This is a genomic window from Gilliamella sp. A7 (genome assembly GCF_002142015.1).
Taxonomy (GTDB): Bacteria; Pseudomonadota; Gammaproteobacteria; order Enterobacterales; family Orbaceae; genus Gilliamella; species Gilliamella apis_A.
Window position 1 is genome coordinate 21,586 of sequence record NZ_NASN01000008.1, and the last position, 24,946, is coordinate 46,531.

At 33.3% G+C, this 24,946-nt stretch carries 23 protein-coding genes; 3 read left to right on the forward strand and 20 right to left on the reverse strand.

Annotation, left to right across the window (positions count from 1 at the left end; genetic code table 11):
- Position 1 precedes the first annotated feature (1 nt).
- From B6D18_RS03755 to B6D18_RS03765, 3 genes are read right to left on the reverse strand one after another with little or no spacing between them, the layout of a single operon-like run.
- Complete coding sequence (locus B6D18_RS03755; protein ID WP_086363214.1) at positions 2-1,270, reverse strand: PTS sugar transporter subunit IIC; 1,269 nt, start codon at positions 1,268-1,270, stop codon at positions 2-4.
- Between the two features lie 25 nt (positions 1,271-1,295).
- On the reverse strand, positions 1,296-1,595 hold the full coding sequence (locus tag B6D18_RS03760; protein WP_086363215.1) for a PTS sugar transporter subunit IIB: 300 nt from the start codon (positions 1,593-1,595) through the stop codon (positions 1,296-1,298).
- Positions 1,596-1,612: 17 nt separating this feature from the next.
- Positions 1,613-1,918 carry a PTS lactose/cellobiose transporter subunit IIA gene (locus B6D18_RS03765; protein ID WP_034902898.1) on the reverse strand — a complete coding sequence of 102 codons (306 nt, stop codon included), beginning with the start codon at positions 1,916-1,918 and terminating at the stop codon, positions 1,613-1,615.
- Positions 1,919-2,088: 170 nt separating this feature from the next.
- Here B6D18_RS03765 and B6D18_RS03770 point away from each other — a divergent pair, with 170 nt between their 5' ends.
- Complete coding sequence (locus B6D18_RS03770) at positions 2,089-4,785, forward strand: sigma 54-interacting transcriptional regulator (protein ID WP_086363216.1); 2,697 nt, start codon at positions 2,089-2,091, stop codon at positions 4,783-4,785.
- A gap of 94 nt (positions 4,786-4,879) precedes the next feature.
- On the opposite strand, the gene B6D18_RS03775 is transcribed toward B6D18_RS03770, so the two are convergent.
- Positions 4,880-6,259: a PTS transporter subunit EIIC gene (locus B6D18_RS03775; protein WP_086363217.1), complete on the reverse strand. Its 1,380-nt coding sequence runs from the start codon at positions 6,257-6,259 to the stop codon at positions 4,880-4,882.
- Between the two features lie 267 nt (positions 6,260-6,526).
- On the opposite strand from B6D18_RS03775, the gene B6D18_RS03780 reads away from it, so the two are divergent.
- Entirely contained in the window at positions 6,527-7,726 is a 1,200-nt protein-coding gene (locus tag B6D18_RS03780) for an enolase C-terminal domain-like protein (RefSeq protein WP_086363218.1), read from the forward strand.
- 47 nt (positions 7,727-7,773) lie between these two features.
- Here B6D18_RS03780 and B6D18_RS03785 read toward each other — a convergent pair whose 3' ends face one another.
- The 5 genes from B6D18_RS03785 to dnaK all read right to left on the reverse strand — a co-directional run bounded on the left by B6D18_RS03785 (position 7,774) and on the right by dnaK (position 13,160).
- Positions 7,774-8,496 carry a GntR family transcriptional regulator gene (locus tag B6D18_RS03785; RefSeq protein ID WP_086363253.1) on the reverse strand — a complete coding sequence of 241 codons (723 nt, stop codon included), beginning with the start codon at positions 8,494-8,496 and terminating at the stop codon, positions 7,774-7,776.
- Positions 8,497-8,652: 156 nt separating this feature from the next.
- Entirely contained in the window at positions 8,653-9,294 is a 642-nt protein-coding gene (locus B6D18_RS03790) for a peroxiredoxin-like family protein (protein ID WP_086363219.1), read from the reverse strand.
- Entirely contained in the window at positions 9,291-9,788 is a 498-nt protein-coding gene (locus B6D18_RS03795) for a MarR family winged helix-turn-helix transcriptional regulator (protein ID WP_086363220.1), read from the reverse strand. The genes B6D18_RS03790 and B6D18_RS03795 overlap by 4 nt, the downstream gene beginning before the upstream one ends.
- Before the next feature lie 195 nt (positions 9,789-9,983).
- Positions 9,984-11,114 (reverse strand): molecular chaperone DnaJ, encoded by a 1,131-nt coding sequence (dnaJ, locus tag B6D18_RS03800; RefSeq protein ID WP_086363221.1) that lies wholly within the window; start codon positions 11,112-11,114, stop codon positions 9,984-9,986.
- Positions 11,115-11,240: 126 nt separating this feature from the next.
- Positions 11,241-13,160 carry a molecular chaperone DnaK gene (gene dnaK, locus B6D18_RS03805; protein ID WP_034903492.1) on the reverse strand — a complete coding sequence of 640 codons (1,920 nt, stop codon included), beginning with the start codon at positions 13,158-13,160 and terminating at the stop codon, positions 11,241-11,243.
- A gap of 228 nt (positions 13,161-13,388) precedes the next feature.
- On the opposite strand from dnaK, the gene satP reads away from it, so the two are divergent.
- Positions 13,389-13,967 carry an acetate uptake transporter gene (satP, locus tag B6D18_RS03810; protein WP_086363222.1) on the forward strand — a complete coding sequence of 193 codons (579 nt, stop codon included), beginning with the start codon at positions 13,389-13,391 and terminating at the stop codon, positions 13,965-13,967.
- Between the two features lie 70 nt (positions 13,968-14,037).
- On the opposite strand, the gene B6D18_RS03815 is transcribed toward satP, so the two are convergent.
- The 11 genes from B6D18_RS03815 to gltX all read right to left on the reverse strand — a co-directional run bounded on the left by B6D18_RS03815 (position 14,038) and on the right by gltX (position 24,816).
- Positions 14,038-14,973, reverse strand: coding sequence for a hypothetical protein (locus tag B6D18_RS03815; RefSeq protein WP_144063947.1), 936 nt, complete (start codon positions 14,971-14,973; stop codon positions 14,038-14,040).
- Between the two features lie 120 nt (positions 14,974-15,093).
- Positions 15,094-15,537, reverse strand: a complete 444-nt coding sequence (locus tag B6D18_RS03820) for a PTS sugar transporter subunit IIA (RefSeq protein ID WP_086363224.1) — start codon at positions 15,535-15,537, stop codon at positions 15,094-15,096.
- Between the two features lie 15 nt (positions 15,538-15,552).
- Positions 15,553-16,050 (reverse strand): PTS sugar transporter subunit IIB, encoded by a 498-nt coding sequence (locus tag B6D18_RS03825; protein WP_065577934.1) that lies wholly within the window; start codon positions 16,048-16,050, stop codon positions 15,553-15,555.
- A 38-nt stretch (positions 16,051-16,088) separates the two neighbouring features.
- Positions 16,089-16,949, reverse strand: a complete 861-nt coding sequence (locus tag B6D18_RS03830) for a PTS system mannose/fructose/sorbose family transporter subunit IID (RefSeq protein WP_086363225.1) — start codon at positions 16,947-16,949, stop codon at positions 16,089-16,091.
- Between the two features lie 43 nt (positions 16,950-16,992).
- Complete coding sequence (locus B6D18_RS03835; RefSeq protein ID WP_086363254.1) at positions 16,993-17,814, reverse strand: PTS sugar transporter subunit IIC; 822 nt, start codon at positions 17,812-17,814, stop codon at positions 16,993-16,995.
- A 61-nt stretch (positions 17,815-17,875) separates the two neighbouring features.
- Complete coding sequence (locus tag B6D18_RS03840; RefSeq protein WP_086363226.1) at positions 17,876-18,856, reverse strand: D-isomer specific 2-hydroxyacid dehydrogenase family protein; 981 nt, start codon at positions 18,854-18,856, stop codon at positions 17,876-17,878.
- A 339-nt stretch (positions 18,857-19,195) separates the two neighbouring features.
- Positions 19,196-20,869 (reverse strand): asparagine synthase B, encoded by a 1,674-nt coding sequence (gene asnB, locus B6D18_RS03845; RefSeq protein ID WP_086363227.1) that lies wholly within the window; start codon positions 20,867-20,869, stop codon positions 19,196-19,198.
- Between the two features lie 163 nt (positions 20,870-21,032).
- A complete protein-coding gene (locus tag B6D18_RS03850; protein WP_086363228.1) occupies positions 21,033-21,377 on the reverse strand; it encodes a YdbL family protein in 345 nt (114 codons plus the stop codon).
- Between the two features lie 141 nt (positions 21,378-21,518).
- On the reverse strand, positions 21,519-21,704 hold the full coding sequence (locus B6D18_RS03855; protein ID WP_173795303.1) for a YnbE family lipoprotein: 186 nt from the start codon (positions 21,702-21,704) through the stop codon (positions 21,519-21,521).
- Between the two features lie 18 nt (positions 21,705-21,722).
- Positions 21,723-23,327: a YdbH domain-containing protein gene (locus B6D18_RS03860; protein ID WP_086363229.1), complete on the reverse strand. Its 1,605-nt coding sequence runs from the start codon at positions 23,325-23,327 to the stop codon at positions 21,723-21,725.
- 58 nt (positions 23,328-23,385) lie between these two features.
- On the reverse strand, positions 23,386-24,816 hold the full coding sequence (gene gltX / locus B6D18_RS03865; RefSeq protein WP_086363230.1) for a glutamate--tRNA ligase: 1,431 nt from the start codon (positions 24,814-24,816) through the stop codon (positions 23,386-23,388).
- Between the last annotated feature and the right edge of the window lie 130 nt (positions 24,817-24,946).

Consider the following 24,946-nt stretch of genomic DNA (forward strand, 5'->3'; position numbering starts at 1 on the left):
ATTATTTCTCCGTTGCCGCTTGTTCAATACTGAGTTTTTGTCTATCCATGTAACGAACAAATGGAAAGTAAACCAACATAGCAACAACCAATAATACCACATGCCATATTGCCATTTGCCAACCACCAATCATAAATCCTTTAATAATTTCAGGCGTTCCAGCCGTTGGTAGAGGCATACCATTAACACGAGGAATAATACCAATCAATGTAGCAAAATAAGATAAGCCCACATTAATGGTTCCGGCAAAAATTAAAGGTAAAAATAAAATTGGATTTAATACCATAGGTAAACCAAATTTGTAAGGCTCACTAATACCAAAGCAACCTGGTATAAAGCCAATCTTACCTAAACTTTTCATTTGTTGGCTCTTACAGCGTACTAATAAAATAGATAATGCTAAATAACGCGGTCCTTTTTGTGCATTAATAAATGTCATTGTGACAATAAATGGTAACGCTTGACCTGCTTGAAATGCTTCTAAATTGGCTATATCAAAAGGATAGAATAAAGCATATAAGATAGCCGAAGTCGCCATTGAACCGTGAATACCAAAGAACCATAAAAATTCCGCTAAAAATACAATTAATAACGCTGCTGCTAAACTTGCACCTAAGCCTTGAAGTGGTACTTGAATTATGGAATAAATTAAATTATGTACATTATCAAATTCAGTAAGACCAACTAACGCATTAATTAGAGCGAATACTACGGCAATAATAAATGCGGGGATGAGACTCGAAAAAGATTTTGATACAAAATCAGGTACTGACTCAGGCATTTTTATCGTTAGTTTACGATTAAGTAAGAAAATATAAAAACGTGTAGCAAATAATCCTACTAACATCGCAACAATCATTCCTCTTGAACCAACATACAAAAGATCAATGGCGGCAATACCGTTGGTTTTCATTGGAGTGATAAAAAGGAAAGCCATTAGCCCCATTAATGCAGCTAAAATACCATCTTTTTTATGTAATTCTGCCATCTTATACGCAATAGCTACCACGACATAGAGTGAAATCACGTTCATGGTGACTACTGAAGCAACTTTAAAAGCGGATTTTAATCCTGTTGCCACTAATACTGCCTGATAAGATTCAATATTTAAACTATTTAAAACCGCAACAATCGAGCCCACCATCATGACAGGTAATAGCATCATCATGCCACTTGAAACAGCTTGCACAGAATAACTTGATTGAATAGAGCCAATAACTTTTTGCAATTTTGCTCTAAAGCTCATTAGTGTTTCTTTATTATTTATCATAATAAAATCTCTCTTATTAGCTTATTCATTTCTCTAAAATTTCTAAGGCAGTTTTTAACACCTTTTCACCATTCATCGTTCCATAGTCCAGAGAATCAATAACAACTATTGGAATGTCATGCTGTTTTTTTAAGTTTTCATAGATATACTCTATTTGCGGTCCTAACATAATAATGTCCAGATCATCATATTGATCTAATTCAGTTTCGCTTACTGCATTAATATTGACATCAATACCCATCTTTTCCGCAGACTCTTTCATTTTTTTGACTAACATACTGGTAGAGAATCCACCCATACAAGCTAGCATAATGTTATAAGTCATATTAATTACCTCTTTAATTATTTATCTTTTAATATTTCTATAATTTCAATGGCTAAATCTCGCATTGAAATTGCATTCATTAAGTGATCTTGAGCATGAATAATCAGTAACGAAACTGGAATATGATTACCCTGAATCTCGTTTTGAATTAATTCAGTCTGTGTTTTATGCGCAATGGCTAAAAATTTTTTTACTTCTTCAATTAAACTATCGGCTTGTTCAAAATTACCTTTACGAGCAGCTCTAATTGCTTTTAGGCAGCGACTTCTTGCATCACCGCTATTGGTAATTAGTTGCATTACAATCTCTTCATACTCATTCATTAATTTTTCCTCAGTTTGATATATTTCATGTAATAAATAACAGCAATAACCGTGCCAAAACAAAATAAATTAAAAATAATCAATAAGTAATTTTTTAAGTTGCTAATGTGTTTTTATGTGTTTTAATACACATTGAAGAATGGATTTGCTAAAACACATTAGGATGTGAAATGTTAAGAATTGAGATTATTTTCCAAAAATTACAGGAATTAACGCTAAAAAACAGTGAAGGAGTTACTACTTCTGAACTTGCCATATTACTGAATTATTCTCGGGCAAATGTTAGCCACGAATTAAATCAGCTTATTAAGCAAGGAAAAGTGGTTAAAGATAAAGGAAAACCAGTCAAATATTCTATTGCTAAATCTTCGATAAAAACCGAAAACAAACCAAATTTCAAATTTGGTGAATTCAAAAATTTCATCGAGTCTAGCACCAGTTTGCATACCTTGATTGAACAAGCTAAAGCAGCCATATTTTACCCTCCTCATGGTATGAATATTTTAATTACTGGTGAGACTGGGGTTGGCAAATCACTGTTTGCCGAACTGATTTATAACTATGCTAAAAGTGTCAATAAAATTAGTCCTGATGCGCCATTTATCCATTTTAATTGTGCTGATTACGCCTCAAATCCACAACTACTTTTAACCCAATTATTCGGCTGTAAAAAAGGTGCCTATAGTGGTGCAATTGATGATCGTGAAGGTTTAGTTGAAAAGGCGCACACCGGACTGTTATTTTTAGATGAAGTTCACCGTTTACCACCAGAAGGACAAGAAATATTTTTTACTTTTATTGATAAAGGCCTTTTTAGACGACTAGGTGATACCGTAGAACGAACCGCACAAGTTCGCATTATTGCCGCAACCACAGAAGATCCTAATTCAGCATTATTGCGAACATTTACTCGTCGCTTTCCTATGAATTTAACAATTCCGCCTTTAAGAGCAAGAACTTTTGAGGAAAGGTTTAATCTAATTCAAAATTTCTTTAATACCGAATCAGCACAATTAAAAGAAAAAATTGTCGTATCAAGTAATGCCCTTCGCGCTTTGTTAGGCTATAACTGTCCCAATAATATAGGGCAACTTGAAGCTGATATTCGTTTTATTTGTGCAGCCGCCTATGCCAAACATATTTCCTACAGTAATTCAGAATATATCTATATTAATAGTGCACTATTACCAAATCATATCAGTGAAGCATTATTGATTGAAACACAACATCGCCAAACGTGGAATAAAATCATTGGTATTAATCGAAAAAATATTATATTTCAGGGAGAAGATAATAAGATCCTATATGAAAATAATAAATCTAATGATATCTACGATATCGTAAATCGAAAAATCGCTGAATTAAAAACACAAGGTAGAGGAAATTTCGAACTCGAAGAAGAAATTGAACAAGAGATTCAGGATTATTTTTATACCTATATTTATAATAATACTAAAAAATATGATAAGAATAAGCTGAAAAATATAATTTCAACTAAAGTATTACGTTTGACTGAAGCCTTAATTGAACAGGCTGAAAACAGTTTACAGTGTAGCTTTAATAACCGTATTTATTATAGTTTAGCTAACCATATCGAACAGACATTAAAGCGAATAAATAGCAATCAAAAGATTAGTCATCCGCAATTAAATAAAGTCCGAACGAATTATCCAAATCAATTTAATGCTGCACTTGATTGTCTCACAATGATTGAACACATTATGGATACGACACTGCCCATCGATGAAGCAGCTTATCTGGCCATGTTTTTTATTTATGGTACTAATAATCCTATTTTACCTTCAAATAATGTGCAAATTGTCGTTATTGCTCACGGAGATAAAACCGCAACTTCAATCACGAAAACAGCGCATGACTTACTTAATATTGAATATGCACTTGCTTTTGATGTGCCACTTGATGAATTACCACAAAAAATTCTCGAAAAAATTATTAACCATATTCAATTAACTAAAAATAAATCAGACATGCTATTACTGGTTGATATGGGATCTTTGAAAAATTTTGGTGAAGAGATAGAGGCAAAATGTAGTATTAAAACCAAAACAATTCAATTGGTTAGTACTTTACATGTTATTGAAGCAATTCAAAATGCAATGAACGGATATTGCTTAGAAGAAGTATATGAGAATGTGTTACAAATTCATATGCTTAATCAAGCGCCATCAGTATCAGCACCGCAAGAAGAGAGTTTAGTTAATAAAAAATTAGCCATTTTAATTATTAATGTACCGAATAAAAGTACCAATATCACCATAGATTTATTAAATAATGTACTTTCATATCGACAAAATATCTTAGACATTATTGCACTTAGTTTATCTCACGAAGATGATAAATTATTTAAAGAAATCGAAGAAATTCAGCAAAGCCATACTATTGTTGCTATAGTGAGCCCATTTAACTTTAATACGTCAATAAGCCAGTTCGATTTAACATCATTAATTTATCCGGACAATATTAAGAAATTACAGCAATTAATTGATATTGAAACCATTTACTCTTTAATCGAAAAAACACTTTCGAATATTTTATCCAATATTGAACCGCGCGATTTACTAACCGATATTAAGCATTTTAATGAAAATATAACCCGTAAATTTAATATTAGAGTATCAAATAATACTTTGATTGGACTGGTTATGCATATCGCTTGTATGCTTGAACAGATAATTAATGGCGAGCAGAGCAAGGTTAAATTTATTGATAAACAAAATTATATTCGTAAGTATAGGAATGAATATTCAATTATTAAAGATGAATTAGTTATCTTCGAAGAAAAATATAAAATTATCATTCCTGAAGAGGAGATATGCTATATATTAAAATTCTTTAACCACCTTTAGAAAAGGTGGCAATATTAAGCCATCCTTTTGATATAACCTGATCAATAAAGCCCGTAATATCACGGGCGGTTATGAGGTTATTTAAAAATTAGGCCTATTTTTTGCCAACAAAAATATAAGCCATTATGAACGATGAGCAAATTGATATTAATACCCCCAATATTGCAAAGATAAAGTATGGGCCAATATAGGCAGGTAAACTAAAGATACTTGATAGGATATAGCCATATAACCTTACACCAAATAAAGCAATAAAAGCGGAGGCAATCGCACTACCGGCAGTTGCGGCAATAAAGGCTTTTTTATACTTGGTTAATACACCGAATAGAGCTGGCTCGGTGATACCTAATAATGCAGATACTGCGGCAGAAACAATAACCGTTTTTTCTTGCTTATTTTTCGCTTTAAAATACATAGCAGCAGTCGCACCAGCAATGGCCATATTTGCCATAAACATCATCGGCATCAACATATCATAACCTAATTCAGCAAAATTCTGCAACGCTATAGGGGTCATTGCATGATGCATACCCGTCAAAATAGCGACCGGTCGAATTGCGCCAACAATAGTGCCAGCAAACACAGCAGAAACATCAAATAGCGACCGGATAAATAGCGCTAACAATTTACCTAAATAGATACCTATAGGACCAATTAAGGTAAGAGCCAATAAACCAGCAATAAATAAAGTTACCGTTGGTGTGAAAACTGTTTTGAGCACATTAGGCATAATTTTATCAACAAATCGATAAATATAACTTAATGCCAGTACAGAGAAGATAATCGGAATAACACTACCAGCATAGTTAAAAATCGATATTGGTATCATATCCAAAAAATAATAAAAACTGGCAGCATCGGGATTAGTTACTAGTAATTTTGCCGCATCAATTAAAGTTGGATACATCAAACAAGCGGCGATTGCAGCGGCTAAATACTCATTAGTTTTAAATATTTTTGCTGCCGAAACCGCCAAAAAAAATGGTAAAAAGTAAAACACACCACTAGCGATTAAATCGATAATAATAACTGTATCACTGGTTTTAGGAACGACTTTTAACGCAATGAGACCAGCAAGTAACCCTTTAATCATCCCCGCGCCAGCAATTGCCGGTACGATAGGACCAAAAACACCTGACACCGTATCCATAAACAAAGAAACAATGCCTTTACGTTCTTTGACAGATTCTTTGGATAGTTGTTTAGCTTGATCATTTTCTGGCGTTTGTAATCCTATTTCATCAGCCAGAATGTCAAAATAAACTTTAACTTGAGTACCTACTACAATTTGGCATTGATCACTTTGAAATTGAGCACCAATTACCCCGGTAATTTTTTTAATTTCATCCCAATTGACCATGGTTTGATCAACTAAATCAAATCGTAAACGTGTCATACAATGCCAAGCATTTTTAATGTTTTCCTTACCACCAATATTAGCGATAATTTTTTTAATACTTTCTTGTTTACTCATTAGAACCTCAATCGTCCCTAGAATTGGTTTAATTAAAATAATAGAAACTTTAAATTATCAATACAAGAATGAAAAGTTTGATCTAGATCACAAAAAAAGGGGTTTTAACATTGAAATTTACTATATTTTTCAATTGGTATGCTTTTTATCGACAATTTTAATTCAAATTTGAACCAATAATTTTTCACTAATATTTTGCTCTTTACAGATGTGAAAAATATCGGTAATTATATAAAAAGAAAAAATTTTAAAGAGGATACTAACCCTATGTTACCAACCCTTATCACTGACATTGAATGTATCATTACTAAACCTGATAGACATAATCTTGTTACCGTAATTATTTATACAGATAAAGATGTGATTGGTTATGGCTGTGCAACTTTTCAACAGCGCCCATTAGCCGTAAAAACCATTGTTGATGAATATTTAAAACCGTTGCTAATTGGCCGAGATGCCAATCATATTGAAGATATTTGGCAGATGTTAATGGTTAATGCTTATTGGCGTAATGGGCCAATCATTAATAATGCTATTGCTGGTATTGATATGGCATTATGGGATATTAAAGCCAAACTAGCGAATATGCCTCTTTATCAATTATTTGGTGGTAAATCAAAAGATGCGATAGAAGTGTATACTCATGCTACCGGTGAAACATTGTCAGAACTTTTTAAACAAGTTGACCAATGTATTAGTCAAGGTTATCGCCATATTCGTTGTCAGTTAGGGTTTTACGGTGGAAAACCAGAAGAATTGCATAGTCCACAACAGTCAAGTAGTGGTGCTTACTTTGATCAAGATCAGTATATGCAAAATACTTTAGAGATGTTTAAAAAGTTACGAGAAAAATATGGTTATAAAATCCATTTTTTGCATGATGTACATGAAAGATTATTTCCTAATCAAGCAGTCTCTTTTGCTAAACAAGTTGAGCAATACCAACCATATTTTATTGAAGATATTTTACCGCCTAGTCAAAACCAATGGCTGGAGCAAATTCGTAGCCAAACTTCAGTTGCTTTAGCGACCGGTGAACTATTCAATAATCCATTAGAATGGCAAGAGCTGATCATTCAACGTAAAATTGATTTTATTCGTTGCCATGTTTCACAAATTGGCGGAATTACACCTGCATTAAAATTAGCTACTTTTTGCCAACCATTTGGGATAAGAGTTGCTTGGCATTGCCCACCTGATATGACACCAATTGGAGCAGCTGTGAATACTCATTTAAATATTCATTTACATAATGCAGCAATTCAGGAATATATTCCTTATTCGGCAAATACACAGGCAGTATTTCCTGGTATTATTGCCGCCAAACAAGGCTATTTATATCCAATAGAGAAAATAGGCATTGGTATTACACTAGATAAAGCTCAGGCAGATAAATATCCCGTGGTTTATCGACCACATGAATGGACACAAAGCCGCTTGCCCAATGGAGTTATACATACCCCATAAATCAAGATAATGAATATTTTTTAAATAACCTAAGTTGGTTGATAAATTTACTTTTTATCATCAACTAATCTTAATTCAAAATTAGGTTTATTAAACGGTGTAATATAAGTACAAGTATAGTGAATATCAATAATTTCACTAATGGCATAAATTGCACCATTATTTAAAAAACACCGATTAATAATTTTCATTGCTGGCATGCCTTTTTTGCATTTGAGTAATTCAGATTCCTGACGATTAATGGCAACAGCTTGATATTGAGTTAGATAATGGGATATCTCATAGCCTTTACTTAATACATATTGTTGAATAGAGTTTTCAATATTTTTTTGTTTCAGATCAGGAAAATATCGACAAGGTAACTTAGAAATCTCAATTTGGGTACCTCGACCGTCAACAAAACGAATACGATGAAACTCCCAAATATATTCATCATCAGTTAGATTAAATGTTTGTTTTTCTTCCAACTGTACTCGTCGTTTACGAAATAAAATCAGTTTAGAGTTGATTTGATCATAATGTTTTTCAGTCAGCGAATTATAAATTAAAGGATTATTTTTAGTTTGTTGATTAATAAAAGCACCCGAACCTTTTTGAACCGAAATAATACCAATTTGCAGCAGTTTTTCTAGCGCTTTACGTATAGTATGACGAGAGACTCCATAACTTTCCGCAAGCTCTCGTTCGGGGGGCAATTTTTGATTAACAAAACTTAATTGTTGATAAATTCGCCCTAACAGATCTTGAGCAATAAAATCTTTTTTCTTTATCTTCACAAGCTGTTACCTTATAACTCACTCACAACAGAACAACAACATCATATTATTGCGTATGTTCTCACGATTAAAATGTAAATTTATAGTTTTAATTAAATTTAATATAAAAAGGGATAATATTTTATATTATTAAATAAATTTAAATTTTTATTAATTTAATACATTTATTAATTCGGATATATCAGCTCGTTCCATATAATTAGCATTAACATAAGCAAAATAAATCTTTTTATCTTGCCCAATTAAATAAGTTGCTGGTATTGGCAATGTATAGCTATCATCGCCATTAAAATCCAATAAATTAGCACCTAAACTATTATATAACTCTCTAACTTTTTCAGGTAATGTGAATACTAAACCAAACTTTTTAGCTATGTTATTTTTAATATCTGATAGTATCGTTATCGACATCGATTTTTCTTGTTTTAACTGTGCGCTAATTGAAGCTTTCTGCGGTGAAATAGCAATAAAATGCATATTTTTAACTTGCTGAATCAGTTCTAAATTATTTTGAAAATGTTCTAATTCTTTTACACAGAACGGGCACCAACTACCTCGAAAGAAACTAATAATTACGGATTGAGTTTCAAGTAATTTGTATAAATTGATTTCTTGATTATCAGTTGATATTAGTGAAAAGTCTGGTGCAATATCTCCACATTGTAAAGAATGACTATCTAGTTTTTCACTTAACATATCTGCTAATGAGTTATCCAAAATATTTTGTACATCTTGGGGTAATTGGGTAATTAAATCTTGTCTTAATGTTTGTAAATCTTCAATTAGTTTCATTTAACGATTTCCTTTCTTGATACATTTTCATGAATTTGGCTTAATACCTTTTTGAATATAGCAACATCATTATCAGATAAATTATTAGTTATTTTTTCTATCCAAAAACTGTGCTCTTTTAACGTTTCCGTCAATAAATCCATTCCTGCTGGGGTTAAACAAATAATAGAAATTCTTTTGTCATTGTCATCATTTCTTTTTGATACTAGCTGATCATTAATTAGAGAACTAACAAGTGTTGTTGTTGAAGCTTTAGTTATCCCTAATAATTTAGCTATTTCTTGCAAAGATAATTCTTGGTATTCTTTTAATAAAACTAAAATAATTAATCGACTTTCTGAGAGATGATATTTCTGGAGACGTTTGGCACACTCTATATCAATTAGATTAGCAACAGATAACAACGTAAAGCATGTTCGGATCTTTTCTAAATCTACCGTGTTTTGTTTCTTCAAAATATTACAAAAAGATAAATAGCGATTTTCAAGCTGCATATTTTATATCCATAAAATTAGTTAGCCACCTTACTAATTTTATATGCTAATTAAGATATGGTTTTATGTCAATAAGGGATATTGAATAATAAAGAAAAATATACGATATCTGAAAACAGCAATAATACTATTTAAAAAAGCAGAATAAAAAAATCGAGCCATTATTTGGCTCGATTGTATAATCAATAAAGAATGTTATCCAAAAAATTTCTTCACTTTATCAAGAAAGCTTTTTTCTTTTGGGCTATGTTTTGAGTTTTTATCCGATTTAAAACTTTCGCCTAACTCTTTTAATAACTCTTTTTGTTTGCTAGTTAGATTAACTGGTGTTTCAACTGCAACATGGCAATAGAGATCACCTACAGCACTGCCTCGTAATGATTTAATGCCTTTTCCACGTAACCTAAACATTTTACCGGTTTGTGTTTCTGCCGGTATGGTTAGGCTAACTTTACCGTTCAGGGTTGGTACTTCAACCTCACCACCTAGTGATGCTAACACAATATTAATTGGAATTTCGCAATGTAAATTAGTGCCATCTCGCTCAAAGATTGCATGCGGTTTTACTTGTACTTGTACATATAAGTCACCAGCTGGAGCACCATTTAATCCCGCTTCACCTTCACCTGAAAGTCGAATACGGTTTCCTGTATCAACCCCAGCAGGAATAGTAACAGAAAGTGTTTTAGTTTTTTGAACACGTCCTTCTCCATGACATTTTTTACATGGATTTTTAACCACTTTTCCACGCCCATGACAAGTCGGACACTCTTGCTGCACAGCAAAAAAGCCTTGCCGCATTTGCACAACACCCGCACCGTGACAGGTATTACAAGTTACAACATCTGAAGCTTTTTCAGTTCCTTGACCATGGCAAACATCACAATTTACCCAAGTTGGTACTTTAATTTCTTTGCTTACACCGCTAGCTGCTTCTTCTAATGTTAATGAAATATTATATTGTAAATCATTACCACGCGATGCGGCTTGACTTCGTCCTCGGCCACCACCGAAGAAATCACTGAAGATATCATCAAATGCAGAACCGCCTCCAAAACCACCAAATCCGCCGAAACCACCAGCGCCACCTTGCCCTTGTTCAAAAGCAGCATGGCCATACTGATCATAAGCAGCTTTCTTTTGTGGATCCGTTAAGATTTCATAAGCTTCTTTAACTTCTTTGAATTTTGCTTCAGCTTCCGCTTTGTTATCCTGATTTTTATCCGGATGATATTTCATGGCTAGGCGTTTGTAGGCTTTTTTTATCTCAGTTTCACTGGCACTTTTACTCACGCCTAATGTTTCATAATAATCTTTCTTCGCCATAATTAACCTTTAAATTTAATCATTATATAAACAACTAAACGGGCTTGAGTTACCTCGCGCCCGTTTAATGTTTTACATGTTTAAAACTCGTTGCAATAACTCATTAAAAAACATATCAGTTAATGCTTATTTTTTTTCATCATCAACTTCTTTGAAGTCTGCATCCACAACATCATCTTGTCCTGCAGCACTTCCGCTATTTGCTTGACCTGCAGATTGATCTGCTTGAGCTTGTTGTTGAGCTAACTCAAGTAATTTTTTTGAAGCTTCCATTAATGCATTAATTTTAGCTTCGATCTCTGCTTTGTCTTCACCACGAGCAGCATTTTCTAAATCACTCACAGCGCTTTCAATAGCTGTTTTATCATCAGCAGATAATTGATCACCAGCTTCAGTCACTTGTTTACGAGTTGAGTGAACAAGGTGATCAGCTTGGTTACGAATTTGAGCTAATTCTTCAAATTTACGGTCTGCATCAGCATTTGCTTCAGCATCATTTACCATTTTTTGGATCTCTTCTTCGCTTAATCCTGAGGAAGCTTTAATGGTAATGTTTTGCTCACGACCAGTATTTTTATCTTTTGCTGATACATGCAAAATACCATCAGCATCAATATCAAAGGTTACTTCGATTTGCGGCATACCACGTGGTGCAGCTTGAATACCATCAAGGTTAAATTGACCTAATGATTTATTATCACTTGCACGTTTACGTTCACCTTGTAATACATGGATAGTTACGGCTGATTGATTATCTTCAGCAGTTGAGAATACTTGACTGTGTTTTGTTGGGATAGTCGTGTTTTTCTCAATCAAGGTAGTCATTACACCACCCATTGTTTCAATACCTAATGATAATGGTGTTACGTCAAGTAATAATACATCTTTAACATCACCACCTAATACACCACCTTGTACTGCAGCACCAACAGCTACTGCTTCATCAGGGTTAACGTCTTTACGTGGTTCTTTGCCAAAGAAATCTGCAACAGCTTTTTGAACCATTGGCATACGTGTTTGACCACCAACTAAGATGACATCTTTAATATCAGAAACACTTAGACCGGCATCTTTTAATGCTGTTTTAACAGGTTCCATTGAACGTTTAACTAAATCTTCAACTAATGATTCAAGTTTAGCGCGAGTCACTTTGATATTTAAGTGTTTTGGCCCACTTGCATCAGCAGTAATATACGGTAAGTTAATATCAGTTTGTTGCGCTGATGATAATTCAATCTTCGCTTTTTCAGCAGCTTCTTTTAAACGTTGCATTGCTAATGGATCATTTTTAAGATCAAATCCTTGTTCACGTTTAAATTCGTCAACTAAATAGTTAATTAAACGTGAGTCAAAGTCTTCACCACCTAAGTGAGTATCACCATTTGTTGCTAATACTTCAAATGTTTTTTCACCGTCAACTTCATCAATTTCGATAATTGAGATATCAAAAGTACCACCACCAAGGTCATATACAGCAATAGTACGGTTACCAACATCTTTATCTAAACCATAAGCTAACGCTGCTGCGGTTGGCTCGTTGATAATACGTTTTACATCTAAACCGGCAATACGACCAGCATCTTTGGTTGCTTGACGTTGTGCATCATTAAAATAAGCAGGAACAGTAATAACTGCTTCTGTCACAGGCTCACCAAGATAATCTTCTGCAGTTTTCTTCATTTTCTTTAATACTTCAGCAGAAATTTGTGGTGGAGCAATTTTTTGACCTTTAACATCAACCCAAGCATCACCATTATCAGCTTTAACAATTTTATATGGCATAATGCCAACATCACGTTGTACTTCGGCATCTTCATAGCGACGACCAATTAAACGTTTAATTGCAAATAATGTATTTTGTGGATTGGTTACAGCTTGGCGTTTAGCTGGTTGACCAACTAAGATTTCACCATCTTGAGTGTAAGCAATAATGGAAGGGGTTGTGCGATCACCCTCGGCATTTTCTAATACTTTTGCTTGACCATTATCCATTACTGCAACACATGAATTTGTTGTACCTAAGTCGATACCAATAATTTTACCCATAATCTTTTCTCCTCAAACCTGTATTTTATTTCTTATATATAAGACTGAAAACATCGTTTTCAAGTCCTTTTTTAGATAAAGAAATGTTTTTGTTTTCACATAAATGGGAACAATATTATTAATATCAAGGGGGGTACAAAATTATTTTTTACAAAATCTTGATTATCAGCTTTTCAACACTTATTATTGCCGCTCTTTTTTTTACGAAAATTAATTTATAGGATCCTTATGGAACAAATAAAACTTGCAAACCCAGGGCCACTTGGACTAATGGGGTTTGGTATGACTACAATTTTATTAAATATTCATAATGCAGGATTTTTTCCAGTTATGACGGCAATCGTTTCTATGGGTATTTTTTATGGTGGCTTAGCCCAAGTAATCGCAGGAATTTTAGAATTCCGTAAAGGAAATACTTTCGGAACAACAGCATTTACGTCATACGGTTTCTTTTGGATTGCTTTAGTTGGTATTTGGTATTTACCTACTTCACCAGCAACTGCACCTACCGATGCAACCTTTCTAGGCATTTTTCTAGCTCTGTGGGGTATTTTTACTGCATTTATGTTTATAGGTACATTAAAAGCTAATCGAGCATTACAATTTGTTTTCGCCAGCTTAACCATTTTATTCGCTCTATTAGCAATTGGTAATATTTCTGGTAACCATAACATTATTCATATTGCTGGTTTTGAAGGCATAATTTGTGGTGCAAGTGCAATTTATCTTGCGATGGCTGAAGTTCTAAATGAACAATATGGTCGTACAATTCTACCTATTGGTGCAGCAAAAGGCGCTACACATTAGTTCATCAAAATTCAGATACCTACCCAATTCTATCGGTAGGTATCAAGTTCTTTTCCGCAACAATCCATTATCATTTTTCACTCATTAATGCTCGGCATACATCTCGCAGCGAGAGTGTATGTTTTTCTAATCTTTCATCAGATAAATAATTATCTTTAGACGAGTGAGCATTTTTTATAAGAATTTTATTATTTTCATTTATATGACCTGATGTGATCATAATGTAATTAGATAATTGAGTTTCAATACTCCCGTCATGAAAATGAACATCCGCTATATTTAGCTCAGATCCTTGTGGTTTAAAAAAAACTAAATCATCACCATTGGCAATACTATCCAAGAAAATAAATTTTTTATCGTTGATTTGCTTAGCATAGCTTTCTAACATTTTTAGACCATATTGGCCACTATTGCCGCCATCATAAAGAACAAAAGCAATTTTTTTCTTTTCTTTTTTATCTAACTTATTAATAAGATTAATAATAGTAATAATACTTGATGAATTACAAACGAAATTTTTAGTGTTTGGAATCCCACTCTTAAATTTGGCAATTAAGAAAAACAACAGTACTGTTGAAACTATAGCTGAAATGCCAGAAACACTGAAAAAGCCATTAATCCGGATATCAGGTAAAAAAACTAGGTAATTTAATATTAATGATGCAATGAATAAAAATATAAAAGGGGCAACACTAATAAAGTAAGTCAGCTTACTAAATTGCGATTGAAAAGCATACGTTTTCTGTAAATTAAAATTATTGATCCCAGTATCGTAATTAGTACAAATAATGACTTCTGCTTTATTGAGATCGCCGATATAGGCATTATAATAATTTTGATAACGTCTAGTCGCTAATTTTAATTTAGATAGCTTCGCATCCACTTGATAACCCAATGGCGCTAATTCCTTAGATAATACCCTTAAAAAAGAGATTTTTTCTTTTGGATTAAACCTTTTACCAAATATGATGCCATATCGTAAAATCAGATCTTTCAATATTTCCATTATTAATAAACTATTTTTATATAAAGTTAGACAATATAGTTAATATGATTTTAAAAATCATATTAACTATAAATAGATTAAGATAAAAATTAACTTAATAACATTGAATTAGTTATTACATTAATAGTCATCATCATTTTCATTGTTGTTTGATTGAGATATGTTGGCAATGGCATCTTGAATATTTTCATGCCCAGCCTCGATACTTTCCGCAGTAAGATCATTCAATGACACAGAATCCCTATTACATACTGCATTAATTACCATAGGCAGACTCATACCTGTAATGACTCGAACATTCATGCCAAGCTCATTCCATTGAGGAACGCATTGCATTGAAGCATTATATGGAGATGCACCATAAAGGTCGACAAATATAAGAACACCATCGCCAGAATCTAAAGATTTTGAACAATTGAATAAATCAGTTTTTAACTGATTTATATCTTGTCCAGGATTAAGTGATAATGATTCAAATTGGCTTTGTTCTCCAACAATCATTTTCACACTGTCTTTTATTCCAGCAGCCATACTTCCATGGCTAACTAATAAAACACCGATCATGTTATTAATCCTATATTATTCAAACATTTTAATTACTTCACTTAAAGGTACTTTCTTTAATGAAGGCGTTGCTTGGCAATAAATATCCATATTTGGAAAACTATTTTGTAAATCAATTAATAAATCAAGTTGCTCTTTATTAATCGATACTTCTTTAATAATTGAGGTTGCCCCTGGAACTAATGGTAAACCACCAATATTAAGATTAGTTACTGGTACGCCAGATTTAATAATTTTATACATTACTTCAATATTTTTAGTAATTAAAATAACGTTAAAATCATCATATTGACGATCGTTCCAATACCTAACTGCACCATCTTCTTTTAATACTCTAATTTTATGACCCGTGCTGGCACCTGCGCCAAGAATAATATTTTTGGTGAATTCATCATTTGCCGAATAATCATCTGCAACAAATAAAGCATTAGCGCCGGCCGCTTTTGAAACATTTGTCGCGACTTGGCCATGAATAAGACGGCTATCTACCCGAGCTAAAACAACTTTTCCCATAATTTAAAACCTCTATTATTATGTATATTTGATTATTTTTATAAAATACCAATTGCGGCTAAAACACCAAGAATAACAGTTAGCCCAATTAATGCTCTAGTTACTTTCAAACCTTTCTTAGAAAAATAAAAGTACAGTCCCATTACAACAACAAGTGGTAAAACTCCAGGTAAAATTTTATCCAATGTATCTTGTATAATGAAATCTTTACCAGATAAGGTAAATTTTAAACTAGAAGAAACTTTAATATAGCTTGCAGCTAAAATACCCATCATAAATAGACCTAAAATAGATAAGGCTTCTATGATCATCTGCATCTTATTACCAACAACTTCTGTTGCCGCATTTCTACCTAATTTAAATCCTAATTGGGCAAAATAGTAACCAACAAATAGTTGATATAAAACAAATCCGACAAATGGGAATAACGCACCTATCGCTAAACCTTCTTGTGCCCAAGGTAATGCGATGGCAATAAAAATATATTGTATTGTGCCTGAGTCAATCGCATCCCCAATACCAGCTAAGGCTCCCATTAAACCAGCTTTAGTGTTGTAAAGCACATCATTGTCAATACTAATTGGTTTGTTTTGATAAACTTCATCAGCACGTACTGCTTCTAGTGAAGCCATAATTCCTGAAATAGTTCCACCACCCCAGGTAATTTGAGTATTAAAAAATAACAAATGTCGTTGATAAGCAGCTGCTAATTCACTTTTTGATTTATATAACTTTTTAAGAATTGGCATTAATCCCCACATTAATGATGCCGCAAGGTAACGGTCAAATGAGTGTGGAATTTCATTGGCATAATACCAACGTAACCATGCAAATGTGATATCTTTTTTAGTAATCGTTTCTGGCTTTAGATCAATACTTTCTTGTACTATTTCTGTCATTATAAAATTCCTCTTTCTAATTTATTAATCAAATAACTAATGATTAATAATCATCGTCATCAACTTGATTGTTATTTGAATTATTTCTAGGTTGATCTACCGCAGAATTTACTGCTTCACTTTTTGCAAGAACAAAAATAAAGGCAACTATTGCCCCAACTATTGCGTAAGTTACCATGGTAATATTTAGTGGTTTGGCAATAACCGCCATAAAATAGGCAAGTAGGAAGAAAATGATGTAGCTTTTTTTACCAATAACATAAATTGTTAACGCAATACCCACAGCAGCAAGCCCACCACCAATTACATTAAGAATATGGAAAACTAGTCCTCCAGCATTCGATTTAATCACATCAGCAATAATTGGTGCCCCAAAATATAACGCAACAAACATAAACGGTACGAACAATGCAAAGCTACAAATTATTGGTAACACGATGATAGAAAAGGTTAATCCTTTACTATTAGCTTCTTTGGCATATTTTTCCGTTAATTTCATAATCATGGTATTAAAGAAAAATCTTAATTGATACAAGTAAGATCCTAATAAACCTACCGGTACGGCTACAGCAACAGCGGCTGTTGGTTCCATTTTACCCAGCAATGCGACGGGAACAGCAACTGCGGTTGCTATAGCTGGCTCTGATGGCATTTGCCCTCCAGGTGAAAAAACACCCATATAAATCAACTGAATAGCAGCTGTTGTTATCATTGCATTAGGAATGTCATTAAATACAATCCCAACAATTAAACCAGTCATCATAGGTGTAAATCGCAACGTTAATGTAGCACCACCTAGCCCCCGAGACATTACCATTGCAACCCATATTGATATAATAGCTGCTTGAAGAAACGTTACATGCATTTCTTGCATATATAAACTCCTTACTATTTTTATAATTAATTAGTTAGTTTCCGATAAATGATTAAGAAACCACCGATTGTAGCTCTAAGTTATTAACAAAATTTTCTACATCTTGTACACATTTTTCCCCCATACCTTGCAAACACTCAATTGCATAAGCAGAAGTATGTGGTGTAACAAGAACTTTAGGATGTTTAACTAAAGGATGATCACAGTATGAAGGTTCAACATACATGACATCCGTTGCGTGACCTGCTACAGTGCCATTATCAAGTGCATTTAAAAGTGCAGTTTCATCAATTAATTCAGCTCGAGCGGTGTTAGTTATATAAACGCCTTTTTTCATCAAAGAAAATTGCGGCGCTTTTAAAATATGATAACTAGTCTCATTTAATGAGGCATTTAACGAGATAATATCTGCATTTTGCAGTAAATAATCTAACTCAACAATTTCAATATTATTTTTGTTAGCCCAATCAACATTAACTTTTGGATCAACTACAAGTAGGCGAGCATTAAATCCATGTTTGAAAATTTCTGCCACGCGACTACCAATGTTGCCACAACCAATAATACCAATTACTTTACCCGTAACATTGATACCCAAAAAAGAGGCTCTTTTCTTCCATTCATTTGACTTAACCGCTTCTTGTGATTGAACAGTTTGTCTAATTAATGCAAGTAAATTAGTCACTGCATTTTCAGCAACAGCATCACGTTCAACCAAAGGAGGGACGATCGTAACTATTGTGCCATGTTCTTTGGCTGCAACGACATCAACATTATTAAATCCGATACCATGACGGGAAAGTAATAGTAAAGGTTGTTTTTTATTATCAAAAAATTCTTTATTAAAAAAAGGTCGGACACTGGCAATAACAATATTGAAATCTTGTAGTGCATCAGCTAATTCCTTCCCTGGAATATTATTTTCAAAAGTAAAATGTTTTACTTCACCTATTTTTTCTAATCTTTCTAAATGATTAGGAAAATATTTTCCAAAACTACTTGAGTTGATTATAGCGATTTTATAATTTTTCACTCAATGCTCCTAATTCATGATTTATATACTTATATAAAGTTATTTATAGGAATATAAATATTATTTTATTTCCATTCAGCCACGATGTGACTGGTAACATTTAGTATAGTTTATAAACTTTTTAAAAAAGTGAATTTAGATCACATATTTAATAAAAAATTATTTTCTATGATTGTTTGGTAGCAAATTGAATGAATAAGAAAGTTAGAATTGAAAAATAATTTATTGATTATATTATCGATTTTTATAATTATATAATCTAAACATGAAAATTTTTAACAAATTATTTAGATATAAAAAAAGGGCATAATGCCCTTTTTCAGATTGAATTAGTTAATATTACTTTTTATAAGCATCATTATGTACACCAACCGCTGCGCGACCTGATGGATCATTTAGATTTTTAAATGACTCATCCCATTCAATTGCTTTAGCTGTTGAACAAGCTACTGTTGGTCCACCAGGTACACAATGCGCAGCACTTTCAACTGGGAATAATTCATCAAAAATTTCACGATACATATAAGCTTCTTTTGAAGCTGGAGTATTGTATGGGAAACGGAATTTTGCGTTTTCCAACTGTTGATCGGTAATTTTGCTTTCGGCAATCTCTTTTAAGGTATCGATCCAACTATAACCTACACCGTCAGAAAATTGCTCTTTTTGACGCCAAACCACTGATGCTGGTAAATAAGATTCAAATGCTTCACGAACAATGTGTTTTTCCATTTTACCATTACTACCACACATTTTATCTTGTGGATTAATGCGCATAGCAACATCTAAGAATTTTTTATCTAAGAATGGTACGCGAGCTTCAACGCCCCAAGCAGCCATTGCTTTATTAGCACGCGCACAGTCATACATATGCAGTGCCGCTAATTTACGCACAGTTTCTTCATGGAATTCTTGAGCATTTGGCGCTTTATGGAAATATAAATAACCACCAAATACCTCATCAGCACCTTCACCCGATAACACCATTTTGATTCCCATTGCTTTAATTTTTCTTGCCATTAAATACATTGGGGTTGATGCGCGAATGGTTGTGACATCGTAAGTTTCGATGTAATAAATAACATCACGAATCGCATCAATACCTTCTTGGATGGTGAAGTTAATTTCGTGGTGAACCGTACCTAGATGGTCAGCAACCGCTTGTGCTGCTTTAAGATCTGGCGCTCCTTTTAAACCAACCGCAAACGAGTGTAATTGTGGCCACCATGCTTCTGATTTTTCATGATCCTCGACTCGACGCGCAGAAAACTTTTTAGTAATCGCTGAGATAACTGAAGAATCAAGTCCACCAGATAATAAAACACCATAAGGAACATCAGACATAAGATGGCTTTTTACTGACTCTTCTAATGCGACACGAAGTTCATTGATATCTGTCTTATTATCTTTGACATTATCATATTCCATCCAATCTCGTTTGTAATAAGTCTTTATTTCACCCTCGGTGCTAGATAGATAACAACCAGGAGGAAATGCTTCAATGGTTTTACAAACAGGTACTAATGCCTTCATCTCAGAAGCAACATAAAATGTACCATTTTCATCATATCCCATATACATTGGAATAATACCAATATGATCGCGACCAATAAAATAGGTACCTTTGTTGATGTCATAAAGAATAAAAGCAAACATACCTTGTAGTTCATCAAGACAGTTAATACCTTTTTCTTGATATAAGGCTAGGATAACTTCACAGTCAGACCCTGTCTGAAATTCATAACGATCTTTGTACTGATTTCGGAGTTCTTGATGATTATAAATTTCTCCATTTACCGCTAAAACTAGGGTTTTATCTTTATTATAAAGCGGTTGAGATCCTGTATTAACATCTACAATTGATAAACGTTCATGAGCTAAAATAGCTTTATCAGAAGCAAAAATACCAGACCAGTCAGGTCCACGATGACGTTGTAGACTTGATAGTTCTAATGCTTTTGTTCGTAGTTGTTCTGGATCTGATTTAATATCAAGAATACCTAAAATCGAACACATTGATTTTCTCCATTTAAAATCGCCAAAGCGATACTATTTACAAATAAAACTTATTTTAATTATCACAGCAAGTAAAACACAAAAATAACAGGATACACATTATTGGTAAACAATTAAAGTACAATATCATTATACTTTTTCTATTGTTGTAATAAAGTTGCTATTATTTTTTTAACCATTGCCCTTGTTGTTTGATATATTGACCTGCTGGCGTTTTTTCTTGTGCTTTACTACCTGCTCGGCTCTGCACATCAGACAAAGGTACTTTAGTTTCTGCAGAGACTTTTTGATATTGCTGTTTACGAGCCTGATTAATTAATTGCGCAATTTCGCTAGCATTACCTTCATTTTTGACCACGCCTAGATAACCATCAGCTTGTTCACCAACCAAACCATTAACTTTGGCTTGACCTAATTCATTAATTGCCTGATCTAAATTTAAAGCAAAAACTGGTAAAGCTAATATTATTGATAATAATGCTATCGTTGCTTTTTTATAGATATTCATAATAACCCCCTTATTAAATACATCATATTAAATTGTATTAAATATGTGTAAAAATTATTAAAAAATCATCTTATGTTCCGCAAGAGTAATTTTTTAGATTCACGACATTATTAGTAAATAACGATCGATAATAATATTAATTTAGTATAAACCTGATTTATTGATAATGTTATCTAAGGCTTTATCAACTTTAATATTAATTTCATGATCAATCTTAACATTTAAATTGATATTAATTGGTTCATTTGGCGCTTGTACCTTAACCGTTGGTGTACAGCCAATTAATACTGCGCTACACACGATAATAGTAATCATATTTTTTAGCATAATATAGCCTCTTATCTATCAAGATTTCCCTTTCAAATACGCTTCAATACGTTTTCGAATGGGTTCACTAACCTGATCGGAAAGTTGTAAACTTATCAACAATTTTGCAATATTTTCTTCAAGATTAATATTTAAATTTACTGCTTTGCCATTCTCAACATCTCGGTTACTGCCTTGGATATTTAATCTTAATTTAGCAATCTCATTAGCATAATTAACCGTCCCTGATAATTTAGTATAATGAAAATTCTTAATAACATCTGTGAGAATTTTCATACTAGGATTAGCTTGTGCATAATTTTGCAATGCTGAATTTTCAAACCGCAAAAAGCCTTCATTGACCGTTGCTAATTGACCATTGTTAATAATAACTTCGGTCAAAGCTGTGCCTTTTTTAGTAGAAGGCAATAAGGTAACCGGTAAAACACCATCAATCGCGCCTTCTCCAGCTAAGCCTTCGGCGGGATATTTTGCAAAAATATCTTTTAATTGTACCTTTTTTAACCTTAAAGTAAATTTTTGTGGTAATTTTGCTAGATTCAATTGCCCTTTATCAAGAGAAACAGAACCAGAAAAAATAGCTGCTTGTGCTAATTGCCATTTTACAACGCCTTTATTTGGTGCAGCTAAAGATGCTGAATAACTACCAGCTAATTTTACTTTTTCAAAAATAACACCAATATTCACTTGTTGAATAGTTAATGCTGAAGTTGTAACAGTAAATTGATTATTGTTGAATAAGAGATTTATATCCCCGAAAGCGGATTTAAATTCGCTTGCTTTATATATGCCGTCAGATTTATTAATTGTTAATGTTGATTTTACATTAATTTGATTAGCTTCAAATGGAATAGGCAATGCTGCATCAAAGGTTAATTTTCCGATTAACTGTTTAATAATTAAATCATCAGAAAAGTTCGCTTTTTCAATATTAACTAGTGCTTTATCGGTACTTTTTAAAGAAAATTGCTTATCAGTTAAAACGCCACTGAATGGTAAAGTTAAATTACCTTTTTCAACACCAAAATATGGTAAGGGTGTGGTCAAAAGGCCATTTTCTATTTCAATCGATGAATTTGATTGATTAAATGAGATATCAGCAGCAAGCGTCGCCATATCCTGAGTATTACTGACTAGATTGAGTTGCAAAGTATTTTGATTTTTAACTGCTGCAACATTCAGATTAAATAACTCACTATCTTGCTGGTGTAATGTTAAATGTTCAATTTTAACATTTGTTGGTAACCAAACAATGATAGTCGAGATAAATGAAGGTTCAAAAGTAGATTGATCAAGTTGTTGTAATTGATCATCAGCAACCTTCGCTACTGCTTGTGTATTGGTTAAATCGGCTTTTTGCCAATAGATATCGATATTTTTAGCGCTTAGCTGTGACCATGATATTTTCACATCGCTGGCCGTTACCGATAATTGTGATGATTGAACAATATTTAATTCAGCAAAAGACAAAGCATCCCAGCTGATGTTAATACCTTGCCAGTCTATCGAAAGATTATATTTATCCTTAAATGCTAACCAATAACGCCATCCAGATAAACTTGCTATGATTATAATCAATAATATAAGCGACGGAATCGAATAACGTTTCTTTAAGCGAGCCATAATAAACTCTCAACAAGATAAAGTGAATCGCCGAACTATTATCGGCGATTAAATGAGATTATGCTTGAGTTTGTTCTCTGTTAGCAATATAAGCCAATGCCTTATCTATTCTGGCTAAGGTGCGTTTTTTACCAACCGCATAAACAGTAGCATCAACTGAAGGTGATTGCCCTATTCCGGTTACAGCAACTCGAAGAGGCATACCAACTTTCCCCATACCAACCTCAAGCTCTGCTGCTGTTACTTCAATAGCATGGTGAATTTTATCGATTTGCCAATCAAAGTCAGAAATTGCTTCAATTTTAGCCTTAACCAATTCTAATGGCTCTTTGGCAACGGGGCGCAAATGCTTTTTAGCAGCATCAGCATCAAACTCAGTAAAATCTTGATAACAATAGCTACTTGATTCAGCCATTTCTTTCAATGTTTTACAGCGCTCGCCAAATAATTTGACGATAGTAATCAAATCTGGGCCTTGATCTAAATCATAACCTTGCTTATTCATATGCCAAACTAAATGCTGTGCAACATAATCAGCGTCTAAATGATTAATATAATGATGATTTAACCAAAGTAGTTTTTCAGTATTAAATGCACTGGCCGACTTACTGACAGCATCTAAAGAAAAGTAACTCACCATTTCAGGCACCGAGAATATCTCTTGATCACCATGAGACCACCCGAGCCTAACTAGATAATTTAATAGTGCTTCGGGCAAATAACCATCATCACGATATTGCATAACACTTACCGCTCCATGACGTTTAGATAATTTTTGCCCATCATCACCTAAAATCATTGATACGTGACCATATTCAGGTAATGGTGCACCAAGCGCTTTAAGAATGTTAATTTGTCGAGGGGTATTATTAATATGATCTTCACCACGAATAACATGAGTAATTTCCATATCCCAATCGTCTACCACGACACAAAAATTGTAAGTTGGTGACCCATCAGTACGACGAATTATGAGATCATCAAGCTCTTTATTGGCAATTTCAATTGGCCCTCGAATTAAATCGTTGAAGACAACGACTCCATCAGTAGGATTAGCAAAGCGAACAACATGCGGTTCGTCATGATTATGCTGTTTTTGTACGTCATCACAACGGCAATGACCATCATAACGAGCTTTTTCACCATTCGCCATTTGCTGTTCACGTAATTTTTCTAATCGCTCTTTCGAACAATAACAACGATAAGCCGTACCGTTAGCTAACATTTCGTCGATCACTTGATTGTAACGATCAAAGCGTTTAGTTTGAAAATATGGGCCTTCATCCCATGATAATTTTAACCAATTCATACCTTCCATAATCGCTTCAATCGCTTCTGGCGTTGAACGCTCAAGATCGGTATCTTCAATACGTAATACGAAAGCACCTTGTGCATGGCGAGTATATAGCCAAGAATAAAGTGCTGTACGAGCACCACCCACATGTAAGTAACCGGTTGGGCTTGGTGCAAAACGGGTTTTAATTTTCATGAAATAATCCTATTAATAACAAAAAAGAACACTCAAACGACAATTCGTTGCTCGGGCTCTTTTTTATCTAAACTCTTCTCATAAGTGAGAAAAATAATAACATTTTGTAATAAATTCAATTTAGTTGCTT

What these genes read in the sequence shown, in the direction of transcription:
- B6D18_RS03755 (WP_086363214.1), bottom strand. Translation starts at nt 1,270, where the DNA reads ATGATAAATAATAAAGAAACACTAATGAGCTTTAGAGCAAAATTGCAA.
- B6D18_RS03760 (WP_086363215.1), bottom strand. Translation starts at nt 1,595, where the DNA reads ATGACTTATAACATTATGCTAGCTTGTATGGGTGGATTCTCTACCAGT.
- B6D18_RS03765 (WP_034902898.1), bottom strand. Translation starts at nt 1,918, where the DNA reads ATGAATGAGTATGAAGAGATTGTAATGCAACTAATTACCAATAGCGGT.
- B6D18_RS03770 (WP_086363216.1), top strand. Translation starts at nt 2,089, where the DNA reads ATGTTAAGAATTGAGATTATTTTCCAAAAATTACAGGAATTAACGCTA.
- B6D18_RS03775 (WP_086363217.1), bottom strand. Translation starts at nt 6,259, where the DNA reads ATGAGTAAACAAGAAAGTATTAAAAAAATTATCGCTAATATTGGTGGT.
- B6D18_RS03780 (WP_086363218.1), top strand. Translation starts at nt 6,527, where the DNA reads ATGTTACCAACCCTTATCACTGACATTGAATGTATCATTACTAAACCT.
- B6D18_RS03790 (WP_086363219.1), bottom strand. Translation starts at nt 9,294, where the DNA reads ATGAAACTAATTGAAGATTTACAAACATTAAGACAAGATTTAATTACC.
- B6D18_RS03795 (WP_086363220.1), bottom strand. Translation starts at nt 9,788, where the DNA reads ATGCAGCTTGAAAATCGCTATTTATCTTTTTGTAATATTTTGAAGAAA.
- dnaJ (WP_086363221.1), bottom strand. Translation starts at nt 11,114, where the DNA reads ATGGCGAAGAAAGATTATTATGAAACATTAGGCGTGAGTAAAAGTGCC.
- dnaK (WP_034903492.1), bottom strand. Translation starts at nt 13,160, where the DNA reads ATGGGTAAAATTATTGGTATCGACTTAGGTACAACAAATTCATGTGTT.
- satP (WP_086363222.1), top strand. Translation starts at nt 13,389, where the DNA reads ATGGAACAAATAAAACTTGCAAACCCAGGGCCACTTGGACTAATGGGG.
- B6D18_RS03815 (WP_144063947.1), bottom strand. Translation starts at nt 14,973, where the DNA reads ATGGAAATATTGAAAGATCTGATTTTACGATATGGCATCATATTTGGT.
- B6D18_RS03820 (WP_086363224.1), bottom strand. Translation starts at nt 15,537, where the DNA reads ATGATCGGTGTTTTATTAGTTAGCCATGGAAGTATGGCTGCTGGAATA.
- B6D18_RS03825 (WP_065577934.1), bottom strand. Translation starts at nt 16,050, where the DNA reads ATGGGAAAAGTTGTTTTAGCTCGGGTAGATAGCCGTCTTATTCATGGC.
- B6D18_RS03830 (WP_086363225.1), bottom strand. Translation starts at nt 16,949, where the DNA reads ATGACAGAAATAGTACAAGAAAGTATTGATCTAAAGCCAGAAACGATT.
- B6D18_RS03835 (WP_086363254.1), bottom strand. Translation starts at nt 17,814, where the DNA reads ATGCATGTAACGTTTCTTCAAGCAGCTATTATATCAATATGGGTTGCA.
- asnB (WP_086363227.1), bottom strand. Translation starts at nt 20,869, where the DNA reads ATGTGTTCGATTTTAGGTATTCTTGATATTAAATCAGATCCAGAACAA.
- B6D18_RS03850 (WP_086363228.1), bottom strand. Translation starts at nt 21,377, where the DNA reads ATGAATATCTATAAAAAAGCAACGATAGCATTATTATCAATAATATTA.
- B6D18_RS03855 (WP_173795303.1), bottom strand. Translation starts at nt 21,704, where the DNA reads ATGCTAAAAAATATGATTACTATTATCGTGTGTAGCGCAGTATTAATT.
- B6D18_RS03860 (WP_086363229.1), bottom strand. Translation starts at nt 23,327, where the DNA reads ATGGCTCGCTTAAAGAAACGTTATTCGATTCCGTCGCTTATATTATTG.
- gltX (WP_086363230.1), bottom strand. Translation starts at nt 24,816, where the DNA reads ATGAAAATTAAAACCCGTTTTGCACCAAGCCCAACCGGTTACTTACAT.